The 13,648-nt window shown below is 73.3% G+C and carries 12 protein-coding genes; 6 read left to right on the top strand and 6 right to left on the bottom strand.

Annotated elements, in window-relative coordinates:
* Positions 1-131: 131 nt before the first annotated feature.
* From ACSDG8_RS19595 to ACSDG8_RS19585, 3 genes are all read right to left on the bottom strand, one after another.
* The gene (locus ACSDG8_RS19595; RefSeq protein WP_439427139.1) at positions 132-1,145 is read right to left on the bottom strand and encodes an ABC transporter permease subunit; all 1,014 of its coding nucleotides are present in this window, start codon (positions 1,143-1,145) and stop codon (positions 132-134) included.
* Complete coding sequence (locus ACSDG8_RS19590; protein WP_439428068.1) at positions 1,142-2,053, bottom strand: ATP-binding cassette domain-containing protein; 912 nt, start codon at positions 2,051-2,053, stop codon at positions 1,142-1,144. The genes ACSDG8_RS19595 and ACSDG8_RS19590 overlap by 4 nt, the downstream gene beginning before the upstream one ends.
* Positions 2,054-2,239: 186 nt before the next feature.
* Positions 2,240-3,025, bottom strand: coding sequence for a DeoR/GlpR family DNA-binding transcription regulator (locus ACSDG8_RS19585; protein ID WP_030502797.1), 786 nt, complete (start codon positions 3,023-3,025; stop codon positions 2,240-2,242).
* Positions 3,026-3,224: 199 nt separating this feature from the next.
* Between ACSDG8_RS19585 and ACSDG8_RS19580 the strand changes: the two genes are divergently transcribed.
* The 3 genes from ACSDG8_RS19580 (at position 3,225) to nagA (ending at position 6,305) form a co-directional block, all read left to right on the top strand.
* Positions 3,225-4,154 carry an SIS domain-containing protein gene (locus tag ACSDG8_RS19580; RefSeq protein WP_210894039.1) on the top strand — a complete coding sequence of 310 codons (930 nt, stop codon included), beginning with the start codon at positions 3,225-3,227 and terminating at the stop codon, positions 4,152-4,154.
* Between the two features lie 163 nt (positions 4,155-4,317).
* A complete protein-coding gene (locus ACSDG8_RS19575) occupies positions 4,318-5,199 on the top strand; it encodes an ROK family protein (RefSeq protein ID WP_247678452.1) in 882 nt (293 codons plus the stop codon).
* Complete coding sequence (gene nagA / locus ACSDG8_RS19570; protein ID WP_210894043.1) at positions 5,196-6,305, top strand: N-acetylglucosamine-6-phosphate deacetylase; 1,110 nt, start codon at positions 5,196-5,198, stop codon at positions 6,303-6,305. The genes ACSDG8_RS19575 and nagA overlap by 4 nt, the downstream gene beginning before the upstream one ends.
* 18 nt (positions 6,306-6,323) lie before the next feature.
* Here nagA and ACSDG8_RS19565 read toward each other — a convergent pair whose 3' ends face one another.
* Positions 6,324-7,532, bottom strand: coding sequence for a DUF4032 domain-containing protein (locus ACSDG8_RS19565; RefSeq protein ID WP_210894045.1), 1,209 nt, complete (start codon positions 7,530-7,532; stop codon positions 6,324-6,326).
* A 141-nt stretch (positions 7,533-7,673) separates the two neighbouring features.
* Between ACSDG8_RS19565 and ACSDG8_RS19560 the strand changes: the two genes are divergently transcribed.
* Complete coding sequence (locus ACSDG8_RS19560; protein WP_439428067.1) at positions 7,674-8,432, top strand: phosphatase PAP2 family protein; 759 nt, start codon at positions 7,674-7,676, stop codon at positions 8,430-8,432.
* A 16-nt stretch (positions 8,433-8,448) separates the two neighbouring features.
* On the opposite strand, the gene ACSDG8_RS19555 is transcribed toward ACSDG8_RS19560, so the two are convergent.
* Positions 8,449-9,594: a hypothetical protein gene (locus tag ACSDG8_RS19555; RefSeq protein WP_210894048.1), complete on the bottom strand. Its 1,146-nt coding sequence runs from the start codon at positions 9,592-9,594 to the stop codon at positions 8,449-8,451.
* A 292-nt stretch (positions 9,595-9,886) separates the two neighbouring features.
* Between ACSDG8_RS19555 and ACSDG8_RS19550 the strand changes: the two genes are divergently transcribed.
* Positions 9,887-11,125 (top strand): APC family permease, encoded by a 1,239-nt coding sequence (locus tag ACSDG8_RS19550; RefSeq protein ID WP_210894049.1) that lies wholly within the window; start codon positions 9,887-9,889, stop codon positions 11,123-11,125.
* Between the two features lie 36 nt (positions 11,126-11,161).
* Here ACSDG8_RS19550 and ACSDG8_RS19545 read toward each other — a convergent pair whose 3' ends face one another.
* Positions 11,162-12,946 (bottom strand): potassium channel family protein, encoded by a 1,785-nt coding sequence (locus ACSDG8_RS19545; protein WP_374223495.1) that lies wholly within the window; start codon positions 12,944-12,946, stop codon positions 11,162-11,164.
* 87 nt (positions 12,947-13,033) lie between these two features.
* Between ACSDG8_RS19545 and ACSDG8_RS19540 the strand changes: the two genes are divergently transcribed.
* Positions 13,034-13,513: an MSMEG_6728 family protein gene (locus ACSDG8_RS19540; RefSeq protein WP_210894051.1), complete on the top strand. Its 480-nt coding sequence runs from the start codon at positions 13,034-13,036 to the stop codon at positions 13,511-13,513.
* The last annotated feature ends 135 nt before the right edge of the window (positions 13,514-13,648 follow it).

Raw genomic sequence — 13,648 nt, 5'->3', positions numbered from 1 at the left:
TCTCCGGCGGCGGGTGACCGGCAGGCGGAGACGCGCGCCGGCCGGGGGGACCCCAGCGTAACCAGGGCCGCCCCCGGCCGCATCGGACGCGGGGTCCGCGCCGCCGGCCGGGGCCGGCGGCGCGGACGAGGTCAGGTGATGTCGCGCCGGCGCACGGTCCAGAACGCGGCGACCACGGCTGCCACCAGAGCCACCCCGAACACCACAGCCGACTGTTCCCACGTGACCACGTACTTGGCCGGTTCGCAGGCGCCCTGGGTGAACTGGCAGGTGTCGTAGTCGTACAGCTCCGCCTGCTTCAGGAACCACGACTGGGCGTACGTGGAGAGCACGTACCGGTCCCCGAACTGGATCCCCAGTATCGACACCGCGATCCGGATGCCGATCTCGCTCACCGCGAAGATTCCCACCGCCGCGCCGAGCGCCATAGCGGTGTGCCGGCCCAGCGAGGCCAGCGCGAAGGCGACCGCCGCCACGACGAGGACCAGCCCCAGCGCCCGCAGCCCGTCCAGCCCGATCGACTGCCAGGCGCCGGTGGTCATCTTCTCGGTCGTGCCCCGCTGGGTGCCGATCAGCCAGAACGCCGCCGTCCAGAGCGCGCCGAGCACCACTGTCAGGCCGAACACGGTGGTGAGCAGGGCGGCCAGCTTCGTGCTCAGCACGGCGAGCCGTTTCGGTCGCCAGAGCAGCAGGTTCATCATTCCGCCGGTGTTCCACTCGGCGCCCACGAAGGAGGCGCCGACGATGAAGGCGAACAGCGCCACGGAGGCGGCGAACACGGCGATGAACATGGGGAACTCGGCCCGGAAGTCGAACTGGTAGGGCAGGTTCCACTTCGGGTCGAACATGTCCGGCTGCGGCTGGTAGTCCTTGCCGCAGTTCGGGCCGTACCGATCCTCGGTCTGCTCACCGCGGGCCTGCGCGGCCTCACACTCGGCGATCGAACGCTTCCACCTCTCCGTCTCCCGCTGGAACTGGGCTTGGGAGTCGGCCTCCGCCGCCGCCACCACTGTCGGCGAGAGCTTCTGGCTGGAGAAGCTGAACGCGGTGGCCACCGTGGCCAGACCGACGACCAGCAGGACGAGCATGAGCCGGGTCAGCCGGCGCTTGCCGAGCCGGCGCAGCTCGGTGACGAACAGGCTCATGCGCCCCAACCTCCTGCGGTGCCGGTCTGGTCGACCTTGGCGGACTGATCGACCTGACGGTGCTGGCCGGGAACCGGCGCGGTGGCGGTCAGTTCCAGGAACACGCTCTCCAGGTCGACGGCGACCGGGGTGAGCTCGCTGACGTACAGGCCCTGCTCGGCGAGGAGCCGGCTCACAGTGGCGGGCTTGTCCACCCCGGACAGCATCAGGTGGTCCGGCTCGGCGGCCACGCGGACCCCGGCGCGGGTGAGCGCGTCGGCGGCTTGGGGCAGGTCGCTGACCGCCTCCAGGCGTACCCGCACGGTGCCCTGGGAGTGGGCGGCGAGCACCTGCTCGACCGGCCCGAACGCGACCCGGCGGCCGAGCGAGATGATGGTGACCGAGTCACAGATGAGCTGGATCTCGCCCAGGATGTGGCTGGAGAGCACCACGGTCATGCCGGCCTCGGACAGGTCCCGCATCAGGCCGCGCATCTCCCGGATGCCGCCCGGGTCGAGGCCGTTGGCCGGCTCGTCGAGGATCAGCAGCTTGGGGTTCTTGAGCAGCGCGGAGGCGACCGCCAGGCGCTGCTTCATGCCGAGCGAGTAGGTCTTGACCCGCTCGCCGGCGCGGTCACGCAGCCCGACCAGCTCCAGCACCTCGTCGACGCGCTGCCTGGGCAGCTCGCCGGCCTGGGCGAGCAGGTCCAGGGTGTCCCGCGCGGAGAAGTGCGGGAAGAACTGCGGACTCTCCACGATGGCGCCGACCTGGCCGGCGACCACCGGCAGGGCGTGCGGCAGCTCCTGGCCGAGAATGGCCATCCGGCCGCCGTTGGGCCGGATCAGGCCGAGCAGCGTACGCAGCGTGGTGGTCTTGCCCGACCCGTTCGGGCCGAGGAAGCCGTGCACCTGGCCGGCTTCCACTCGCATGTCGAAGCCGTCGAGCGCGTGGCGAACCCCGCGTTTCCGGCTCCGGTACGTCTTGCGGAGACCTTCGATCTCCAGGACAGCCGACACAGCTGACCTCCCCCGATAAGTAGGCGTCAGCGACACCATACGCGGTATGCACGGGAAGGCAATACCCGGTATGCAGTGTCGGCGTGTCGCCCTCGGGGGTCAGGCGCAGACGACGTGCACGCCCGCCTCGCGAAACGCCGCCACCACGTCCGGGGCCGCGCCGGAGTCGGTGACCAGCGTTTCCACGCGGTCCACCGGGCAGATCCTGGCGAACGCGTGCCCGCCCAGCTTCGAGGAATCCGCTATCACCACCACCCGCTTGGCGCGGGCGACCATGAGACTGTTCATGGCCGCCTCCCCCTCGTGGTGTGCGGCGGCGCCGAGCTGCGGGTCGATCGCGTCCACGCCGAGCAGCGCGACATCCAGCGTGACCTCGCGCAGCAGCGCCCCACCCAGCGGGCCGACCAGCTCGAACGACTTGGGCCGGACCACGCCGCCGGCCACCACCACCTTCATCCGCGAGCGCACCAGCAGCTCGTTGGCGATGTTCAGCGCGTTGGTGACCACTGTGAGCTGGGCGCCCTCCGCGCTGGTGTTGAGATCCGGGCGTACGGCCAGCGCCCGGGCCACCTCGGTGCTCGTGGTGCCGCCGTTGAGGCCGACCACGGTGCCCGGGGAGACGAGCGCGGCGGCCGCCGTGCCGATCCGCTGCTTCTCGGCCGAATGCTTCGCGGTCTTGTAGCGCAGCGGCAGGTCGTAGGAGACGCCGTTGGCGACCGCGCCACCCCGGGTCCGGGTGATCATCTGCTGCTGGGCGAGCTGGTCGAAGTCACGCCGGATGGTGGCCTGGGAGACGTCCAGCCGGTCGGCTGCCTCCTCGACGGTGACCCGGCCGCTGTCGGTCAGCATCTCCAGCAGCGCGTTCCAGCGCGCGTAGCGGTCCACCGCGGGGGCCTCCCCTGACTATGCGTGAACGGTGATCGGTTGCGTGCACACTAGTGCGCGAAACTCAGTCCGCGCAAAAGCCTTCGCTGCGCGAATCTGGAGACAGTTGCCACAACCACGGCGCTTCGCGCAGAATGACGCGCGAAAGACGGCAGTATCGCGCCGTATTGCGCAAGGGTTTCCCCGGCGAGGAGTTGTCATGGCGTACGTGCACGCGGAGATCGCGAGCCAGCCCGACTGCTGGCGGGAGGCGGCGCGACTCGCCCCGACCATCGCCGAGCGCCTGCCGCGCCCCGGCGAGCGGGTAGCGGTGGTCGGTTGCGGCACGTCGTGGTTCATGGCCATGGCGTACGCCGGGCTGCGCGAGGCCGCCGGCCACGGCGAGACCGACGCCTTCCAGGCCAGCGAGTTCCCCACCGGCCGCCACTACGACCGGCTCATCGCGATCACCCGCTCCGGCACCACCACCGAGGTGCTCGACCTGCTCGCCGCGCTGCGCGGGCGGATCCCCACCACGGTCCTGGTCGGCGACCCGGACTCGGCCGCCGTCGCGGCGGCCGACGCCACCGTCGCGCTGCCCTTCGCCGACGAGCGGTCGGTGGTGCAGACCCGCTTCGCCACCACCGCGCTCGCGCTGCTGCGCGCCCACCTCGGCGAGGACCTCAGCCGGTTGGCCGCCGACGCGGAGGTGGCCGTCCGGGCCCCGCTGCCGATCGACCCGGCCGGCATCGAGCAGGTCACCTTCCTCGGCCGCGGCTGGACCGTCGGGCTGGCCCAGGAGGCCGCGCTGAAGTGCCGCGAGGCGGCCACGTTCTGGGCCGAGGCGTACCCGGCCATGGACTACCGGCACGGCCCGATCTCGGTCGCCGCCCCCGGCCGGCTGGTGTGGGCGCTCGGCGAGATCCCGGACGGCCTGCCGGAGGACGTGGCCGCCACCGGCGCCGCCTTCGTGCACAGCCGCACGCACGGCTGGCGCACGGTGCTGACGAGCTGGGCGGCCGGCCGCAACCCGGTCGACCCGATGGCCGACCTGATCCTGGCGCAGCGTTTCGCTGTCGCGCTCGCCACCACCCGTGGCCTCGACCCCGACGCGCCGCGCCACCTGACCCGGTCCGTGGTCCTGGCATGAGCGAACGCACCGAGCGCAGCGAGGGCCGTGAGCGCATGCCCCACTGGCGCAGCATGAGCGAACGCACCGAGCGCAGCGAGGGCCGTGAGCGCATGCCCGACTGGCAGACGGCGTGAGCTCAGGCGACGAGGTCGTCGTCGCGCTGGACGTGGGCGGCACCGGGATGAAGTGCGCCCTGGTCCGGCCGGACGGCACGACGGTGCACAGCGAACGGCACGACACCGCCGCCCAGCGCGGCCCGGAGGCGGTGGTCGGCACGATCCTCGACGTCGCCGAAGGACTGGCCGGCAAGGCCCGCGCCGCCGGGCACACGCCGGCGGCCTGCGGCATCGCCGTACCCGGAGTGGTCGACGAGGCGCGCGGCGTGGCGGTCTGGTCGGCGAACGTGGGCTTCCGGGACGTACCCCTGCGGGAGCTGGCCCGCACGCGGCTGGGACTGCCCACGGCGCTCGGCCACGACGTGCGGGCGGGCGGCCTGGCCGAGGCCCGGCTCGGCGCCGGGCGGGACGGCGGCCACGTGCTCTTCGTCGCTATCGGCACCGGCATCGCCGCCGCCCACGTGGTCGACGGGTCGGCCGCCACCGGCGCGCACGGCGCCGCCGGGGAGATCGGCCACATCCTGGTACGCCCCGGCGGCCCGCGTTGCGGCTGCGGGCGGACCGGCTGCCTGGAGGCGGTGTCGTCGGCCTCGGCGATTGGTCGCCGGTACGCGGAGCTGTCCGGCGCGCCCACCACCGCCGCCCAGGTGGCCGACCGGGCCGCCGCGGGTGAGCCGCTCGCCGCCGAGGTGTGGCAGGAAGCGGTCGAGGCGCTCGCCGACGGACTCGCCACCGGGCAGGCGCTCTACGATGTGTCGACAGTGGTGCTCGGCGGCGGGCTCGCCCAGGCCGGTCCCCGGCTGTTCGACCCGTTGCGGGCGGCGCTGCGCGAGCGGCTGACGTTCCACCGCGAACCGCGCCTGGTCGCGGCCGACCTCGGCGACGAGGCCGGCTGCCTCGGCGCCGCCCTGCTGGCCCTGGACACCCTGGCGAAGGAGAGTCGATGACCCGGCGCGTGACCGGCAAGGTGGTGACCCCGACCGGCGTCATCCGGCAGGGTTGCGTGGAGATCGCGGACGGGCGGATCACCGCCGTGGCCGAGTATCCGTCGGTGCGCGACGGGCACTGGATCGTGCCGGGCTTCGTGGACATGCACACCCACGGCGGCGGCGGGCACACGTTCACCACCGGTGACCCGGAGGCGGCGCGGCAGGCCGCCGCGTTCCACCTCGGGCACGGCACCACCACGCTGCTTGCCAGCCTGGTCAGTTCCCCGTTCGAGCTGATGCGCGACGCCACCGCCGCCTACCGCCCGCTGGTTGAGTCCGGCGTGCTCGCCGGCGTCCACTTCGAGGGTCCGTACCTGTCGGCCGACCGCTGCGGCGCGCAGAACCCGGAGTTCCTGCGTGACCCGTCCACCGCCGAGCTGACCGAGCTGATCGAGCTGGGCGGCGGCGCGGTGCGCATGGTCACGCTCGCCCCGGAGCGCGACGGCGCCACCAAGGCGATCGAACTGCTGGTCGCGCAGGGCGTGGTGGCGGCGGTCGGGCACACCGACGCCACCTGGGAGCAGACCCGGGCCGCGGTGGCGGCCGGCGCCACCGTCGGCACCCACCTGTTCAACGGGATGCGCCCGGTGCACCACCGCGAGCCCGGCCCGGTGGTGGCGCTGCTGGAGGCCCCGAACGTGGTGTGCGAGCTGGTCGCCGACGGGGTGCACCTGCACGACGGCATGCTCGGCTTCGCCACCTCGGTGGCCGGTCCGGAGCGGGCCGCGCTGATCACCGACGCGATGGCCGCCGCCGGCATGCCCGACGGCGAGTACGAGCTGGGCGGCCAGGCGGTCACCGTCGCAGGCGGCGTGGCCCGGCTCGCCCACAACGGCGCGATCGCCGGCAGCACGCTCACCATGGACGCCGCGCTGCGGCACGCGGTCGGCGCGGGCGTGGCCCTGCCGGACGCCTGCCGCATGGTCGCCACCACCCCGGCCCGCGCGATCGGGCTGGGTGACCGGGTCGGCGCGCTGCGCACCGGTCTGCGCGCGGACCTGGTGGTGCTGGACGACGACCTGAACGTGACGCGGGTGATGCGCGGCGGCGACTGGGTGGAGTGAGCCCGGCCCGCCCGATCGTCAGGCGGTGGGCACCTCGACGCCGAGCACGGCCTGCTCGTCCGGGCGGTGCACCAGGACGTCCGCCAGGTACGACTGCACCGCCCGACGCATCCCGACGTCCCGCCCGGCCTGCTCGGACAGCAGCCACTTGTGCTCGATGATCTGGGCGAACAGCTCCTGCGGCTCCAGCTTGCGGCGCAGGTGCGCGGGCACCGCCCGGACCACCGGCTCGAAGACCTCGGTCAGCCAGCGGTGCGCCGACTGCTGCTCGTCGGTCAGGTCGCTCTCCACCCGGTAGGCGTCCAGGTCGTTGAGGAGCTTGCGGGCCTGGTTCTCCTCCGCGTCCAGGCCGGTGAGGCGCAGCAGCCGCCGGGTGTGGTAGCCGACGTCGACCACCTTCGGCCGCACCAGGTAGCGCCCGTTGTCGACTGTGGACATCGCCACCTCGGCCACGTCGAAGCCCAGCTCGTTGAGGCGGCGGATACGGCGCTCGATGTCGTGCCGGGCGGTGCGCTCGACCTGCTGCTCGTAGGTGATCTCGTGCCAGAGCTGCTCGTAGCGCCGCACGACCTCCTCGCAGACCACCTCCGGGTCGATCGACTCGTGCAGCAGGCCGGCGGCCTGGAGGTCGAGCGCCTCGCCGAAGATGTTGACCCGGGCGATCTCCAGGTCCTCGCCGCGCTGCCCGTTGGACAGCGACGGGTGCAGCGCGCCGGTCTCCGCGTCCACCAGGTAGGCGGCGAAGGCGCCCGCATCCCGCCGGAACAGCGTGTTGGACAGCGAGCAGTCGCCCCAGAAGAACCCGGTCAGGTGCATCCGCACGATCAGCGCGGCCAGCGCGTCCAGCAGCCGGTTCATCGTCTCCGGGCGCAGCGTGTTGGAGAACAGCGCCCGGTAGGGCAGGGAGAACTGGAGGTGCCGGGTGATCAGCACCGGGTCCAGCGGCTCGCCGTCGTCGCTCTGCCGGTCGGCCACGATCGCGACGGCCTCGACCGACGGGAAGTCGATCCGTTCCAGCGCCCGCAGCAGGTCGTACTCGCGCTCGGCGACCCGCTCGCCGGTCTCCTTCACCGCGTAGACGTACCCGCCGAGCCGGACGAACCGCACGATGTGCCGGGAGATGCCCTGCGGCAGCGCCACCAGGTGTTCGGCAGGCCACTGCTCCAGCGGGGTCGACCAGGGGAGGTCGAGCAGCGCCGGGTCGACGAGAGCCGAGGTGATCCGCACGGCAACCAGTGTGACCGCTGACCCCCGCGCCGCGCTTCCCTTCGTGGCTCGGCACACAGCCGCCGATGCCCGCGCCGCCGGAGCGCGGTCGGCGGCCGGTAGCGTGGTCGCGTGCGTCAGACCTCGGGGGTACGCGGTGACCTGCGGCTGCGGCCGGTCCGGCCGGCCGGGTGGTGGTTCGACGGGCTGCTGCTCGCAGCAGTGGTGGCGATCACCGTGGCGCTCGCCTCCGGGCACCTGTTCGGGCTCGACCGGGCGGTCGCCGACTGGTCGGACGAGCACCGCCCGACCGCCGCCCGCTGGGTGGCGATGACGCTGAACCTGCTCGGCCAGGGCACTCCGCTGACGCTGCTCGCGGCCGGGCTGGGCGTGCTGCTGGCGTGGCGGCTGCGCTCGGTGCGGCCGATCCTGCCGCCCGTGGTCGCGTTCGTGCTGACGTTCTTCACGATCGGCCCGCTGAAGGTGTGGACGGCCCGGCCGGCGCCGAGCGCCTCGGTCAAGGAGCCGTTCCTGTCGCCCGAGCAGACGCTGCCGCTGTTCCAGCACGACCTGCCGGTGCGTTTCGCCCAGTCGTACCCGTCCGGGCACGTCGCCAACGCGATCGTCTGGTACGGCGTGCTGGCCCTGCTGGCCCCGCTCGTGCGCACGGTCGGCCGGACCGTGCCGCCCCGGCTGGTCACCGCGATCCGGGTGGTGCCCCCGGCCGTGGTCTTCTGCACCACCGTCTACCTGGGCTGGCACTGGCTGACCGACTCGGTCGCCGGCCTGCTGCTCGGCCTGCTGCTGGACCGGCTGCTGCGCCGGGTGCCCTGGGACGGCCTGCCGCTGCCGCGTCGGCTCGGCGGCTGGCGGCGGCCGGTCGGCTGGGAGTCGCCGCCCGCCACCGCCGCGACGCGGTGACGGGCGGGCGCGGCGCTCAGCTCACCGGCCGGATCTCCACGATGCTGATCCGGGTACGGGTGCTGTAGGTCAGCCTGCGGCGGTGGTCGTCGTCCTCCGGGCGCACCGCCACCTGGATGCGGATCTGGGTGCCCTTCGGCAGCTCGACGCGCTCGTCCGGCGTGCTCACCACGAACACCCCGCCGGTGGTCTCCGGGTCGATCGACACCCGCTCCTGCCGCAGCAACGGGGTGTCGTTCTCCGCGTCGCCCGGCCGGGTGTACTCGGCGCGTATCCGGACCAGGTCGTCGCGCCGCAACCCGCGCAGGTCGACTGTCGCCTGGATGCTCACCAGCCCGGTCTCCGGCACCGTCCAGTGGTACAGGCCGGTGGCCCAGCGGATCGCGTGGAAGCGGTCGGTGGTGTCGAGCGTGTCGTCCGCGTGCGCGGTGCTGTGGAAGGTGGCGATCACGTCCCGTTTCGTGGTTGTGGACGTCTTCTCGCCGATCATCTTCGCGAAGTCGCCGGCAGTGCCACGGAACGCGTCCGCGTCGCAGGTGTGCTGGCGGCCGATGATCGCCGAATCGGTGAACTGCCAGATCCGCGGCGTCGCCTCCGGCTTGCCGTAGCGGGTCCATCCCGGCCCGGAGTCCCCGCCGGCCCGCGCGTACGCGGCCTTGAAATCCTCCGCCACCCGGTACGGGTAGTCGGCGTTCCAGCGCGGGAAGTCACCCAGGTCGTCGTCGCCGTACTGGCCGCGCGAGGCGTACATCACCGCCACCTTGCCGGTGCGTTCCTCCAGTTCCCGGCCGACGTCGACGCCGATGTGCGGGGGCACGTCGTCGGTCGGCCAGCGCTCCAGGTCGATCTGCCAGAAGAACCCGTCGTACTCGCGCCACCAGGGGGTGTGCTTGTCGGCGTAGTCGACGGCAGTGGCCGCCTGGTCGGCGGTGGAGACGTCGGAGTGCACCACCACGTACATGCCCAGGAACGGGATGCCCGCGTCCTTGGCCGCGGTGAGCATCACCCCGTAGTACTGGCTGTGGAACGTGCCGTCCCGGGACTGTTCCGTGCCCTTGTAGGTCATGAAGTCGATGCCCGCGGCGCGGGCGTCCCGGATCCGGTCGGCGGTCAACCCCCGGTCGACGTCGTAGTCGCTTGCGTCCCAGCCGAAAAGCGTCATGTGCGGCACCTCCCGCGTTCGCGGAGAAGACGTTCCGGAAATTGCCGGGGCCGATTCGCGGGCAACCTTGCCCGATCGACGCACAAAAAACCTGATCATCGCATTGGGCGATCGGCACGGAAAGAATTTGTGAACCGTGCTCGCGGAATGGTCGAGCCGCTGCTCCTACCTGCGTAAACGACTCTACCGAGCGGGTCCGGAATTGGCCACCCGAGAATTGCGGACAATTACGTAAGTCGTTCTCGTCAATTCCGGGCACCCGCCGTTCACCCGAGCGCCCTAGGCTGCCGGTGTGGAACAGCTGGCACGGCGACTCGGCGTACCCGACGCGGTCGTCATCGGTCTCGGCTCGATGCTCGGCGCGGGCGTCTTCGTGGTCTTCGCGCCCGCCGCGGCGGCGGCCGGCGGCGTCGGCCTGCTCGTCGCGCTGGCGGTGGCCGGCTTCATCGCCTACTGCAACGCCACCAGCTCGGCGCGGCTCGCCGCCCGCTACCCCGAGTCCGGCGGCACCTACGTGTACGGCCGGGAACGGCTGCACCCGTTCGCCGGTTTCCTGGCCGGCTGGGGCTTCGTGGTCGGCAAGACCGCGAGCTGCGCGGCCATGGCGCTGACCATCGGGGCGTACCTGTGGCCGGGGCGGGCGCGGCTCGTCGCCGTCCTCGCGGTGGTGACCGTGACGGTGGTGAACCTGCGCGGCATCGGCAAGACCGCCGCCGCCACCCGGGTGCTCGTCGCGGTCGTGCTCACAGTGCTCGCCGTGGTGGCGGTGACCGGCGCGCCGCAGGTCGCCGCCGACCGGCTCACCGCCCCCGCCGACCTCGGGGTGGGTGGCGTGCTGACCGCCGCCGGGCTGCTGTTCTTCGCGTTCGCCGGGTACGCGCGCATCGCCACGCTCGGCGAGGAGGTACGCGACCCGGAGCGCACCATTCCCCGGGCGGTGCCGCTGGCGCTCGGCGCGGTGCTGGCGATCTACCTGACGCTGGCGGTGGTCGCGCTCGGCGTGCTGGGCGCCGACCGGCTGGCGTCCACCGACGCGCCGCTGGTCGAGGTGGTGTCCGCCGCCGGGTACCCGGGGCTGGCCTGGCTGGTCCGGGCCGGCGCGGCAGTGGCCGTGACCGGGGTGCTGCTGTCCCTGCTCGCCGGCGTCGGCCGCACCTCACTCGCGATGGCCCGCCGCCGGGATCTGCCGGGCGCGCTGGCGGCGGTGCACCCGCGCCACCGGGTGCCGCACCGCGCCGAGCTGGCCGTGGCCGCCGTGGTGATCGCCGTCGTCGCGGTGGGCGACGTCCGCGGAGCGATCGGCTTCTCCAGCTGCACGGTGCTGGTCTACTACGCGATCACCAACGCGTCGGCGCTGACGCTCGGCCCGGACCCGGACCGGCGCGTCCCGGCCCGGCTGGTCGCCGCGCTGGGGCTGGTCGGCTGCCTGGTGCTGGCGGTCAGCCTGCCGCTGCCGAGCGTGCTCGCCGGGTTCGGCGTGCTCGCCCTCGGCGCGCTCGGCTACGCGGTCCGCCGCCGTCGCTCGGGCTGACCCGGCCCGGCCACCCGTGACGCATCCGGCGGGCCGTCACTCCGGTGGGCGGCGCGCGGCAGGTGGACCGGCGGGCGCCGGTGGCGGCGCGGGCGTGGTCTCCCGCAGCAGCGCGGTCAGCCCGGCCCGCCGGGCCACCACAGTCAACCGGTCACCCGCCTGGATCACCATGCGCGGGTCGGCCGTCCAGTCGGCCTTCTGGTTCGGCCGGGTGTAGGCGAGCAGACGTACCTCGCCGGGCCGGGCCACAGCGCTCAGCGGACGCCCGTCCAGCGGCGAACCCGCCACCACCGGCACCTCGGTGACCAGCAGCGCGTGCCGGTCGACCGGGATGGTGGCGACGACCGCGCGGTCCAGCAGCGCCGCCGCGAACGACGGCGCGGCCAGATAGGACACGCTGCGCGAGATGCCGATGCCGAACGCCTGCTGGATCCGTTCGGCGAAGTCGCCGTCGAACAACCGCAGCACCACCCGCAGGTCCGGGTCCAGCGACCGGGCGATCAGCGCGGCACGCAGGTTCGTCCCGTCGTCGGTGGAGACCACCACCAGCGCCTGGCAGGTGTCGACCGAGGCGGACCGCAGCGTCTCCTCCCGGCCCGCGTCGCCGACGATCAGCGGCACGCCCAGCCGGTGCGCCAGCGCGGCGCCCCGCGCGTCGGCGTTCCGGTCGATCGCCACCACCTCGACGCCGAAGTCGTGCAGCTGGGCCATCACCCGGGTGCCGATGTTGCCCAGCCCGACCAGCACCACGTGCCCGGAACGGTCCGGCTGGACCCGCCCCGCGTGCAGGGCCAGCCGGGCGTTGACGACGCCGTCGACCACTGCCGCCGTGATCAGCGGGATCAGCGCCAGCCCGGCCAGGTTGAGCACCACCTGCATGACCTGGGCGGCGACCGGCTTGTTGACGTCCGGGTCCTGGCCGGTGAGCGTGGTGACCAGCGTCAGGTAGACCGCCTCGCTCCAGCTGACGTCGGCGGCCCGGGCGTTGAGCCAGCCCAGCACCGCGATCACCCCGAGCAGCACCAGCACCGCGATACCGATCTTGCGGGTGGCGAAGTGGCGGACCGCGCGCAGCAGCACCGCCCCCGGCTGCCGTCGCCGCCGCGCCCGTACCAGCCGCCGCGCGGCCACCTCGGTGCCCGCCGGCCGCCCGGTTGCCTCCGCCAGCACCACGTCCGCCGCCGCCTCGTCGGCGGGCAGCACCCGCACCAGGTCCGGGTCGGTGGTGACGGCCAGGCCGCAGACCACGTCCTGCGGGCGTACGTCGTCGCGGCGCGCCACGTAGAGCGTGCGCCCGGCGTGCCGGAAGTGGGTGGGCGCCACCTCGCCCAGCGCGGCGGCGACGAACGCGGGCGCCGCCATCGAGGCGTCGGAGAGCACCGCGGAGTCGGGGAAGAGCTGCCGCAGCCCGTCCGCCAGGTTGGTGTTGAACATGCGCACCACCAGGCGCAGCCGGGACTCGACCTCCTGGGCACAGAGCGCGGCGTGCATGTTGCCCACGTCGTCCTGGTTCAACAGCGCCAGCCCGGCCGCGCCGGCCAGCCCGGCCCGGCGGAACGCCGCCTCGTCGAGCCGTTCGGCGGTGACGACCCGTACCCCCGGCACGTCCCGCCCGTCCGGGCCCTCGGACCGGCGGCGGGCCGGCACCACGAGCGTGACCCGCACCCGCCCCTCGGCGCTGTCGGTGGCGAGCAGCGACCGGACCACCCAGTAGGCGAGCGGATCGGACCCGCAGACCACGAAGTGGGGGCGTTCGTCACCGTTCATCCGGAGCCGCCAGCCGGTCGCGCGGCGCGCGCGGTCACGCAGTGGCTCGGCCATGTCCGGATCGTAGTCAGCCGCTCGCGATGTGCGCAGCCCCGGCGATCATGAACGCATGGTGGGGCCGGGTACGGGTAGAGCGCCGGCATGCAGACGTTCCTGCCGTATCCGGACTTCCTGGCCAGCGCCCGGACGCTGGACCAGAAGCGGCTGGGCAAGCAGCGCGTGGAGACGATCCAGGTGCTGCGCGGCCTGACCCGGCCGGACTACGGCTGGCGCAACCACCCGGCGGTGAAGATGTGGGCCGGGTACGAGGAGGCGCTGACCCGGTACGGGCTGGACATGTGCGCGGTGTGGTGCGAGCCCGGCCGGGCCGACACCTGCGCCGGCACGCTCGCCACCGACCTCGCCACCGCCTGCGGGATCGCGGTGATCCGCACCCAGGACGAGCTGGCCAAAGTCGGTGAGCTGCCGCCCTGGCTGGGCCGCGACGACCTGCACCGCAGCCACCGTTCCTCGCTGCTGCGCAAGGACCCCGTCCACTACGCACAGGTGTTCACCGACGTCTCCCCCGACCTGGAGTACGTCTGGCCCCCGTCCGACCGCCCCCGCCGCTGCCTCGGGTGAAAGGAAGGGCCCCTTCTTAACGCCTCCGGTAGAGGAAGGGCCCCTTGTTAACACCCTCCCCCCATGCCCGCGCGGCGCCCGCAGCGCGGGGACCGCCGGCGCGTTAAGAAGGGCCCCCGCACATCCCTATGCGTT

This window comes from Micromonospora sp. LA-10 (assembly GCF_051853095.1).
Classification (GTDB): Bacteria; Actinomycetota; Actinomycetes; order Mycobacteriales; family Micromonosporaceae; genus Micromonospora; species Micromonospora echinospora_A.
The sequence above is the reverse complement of the archived record's forward strand: the minus strand, read 5'-3'. Positions and strand labels throughout refer to the sequence as shown.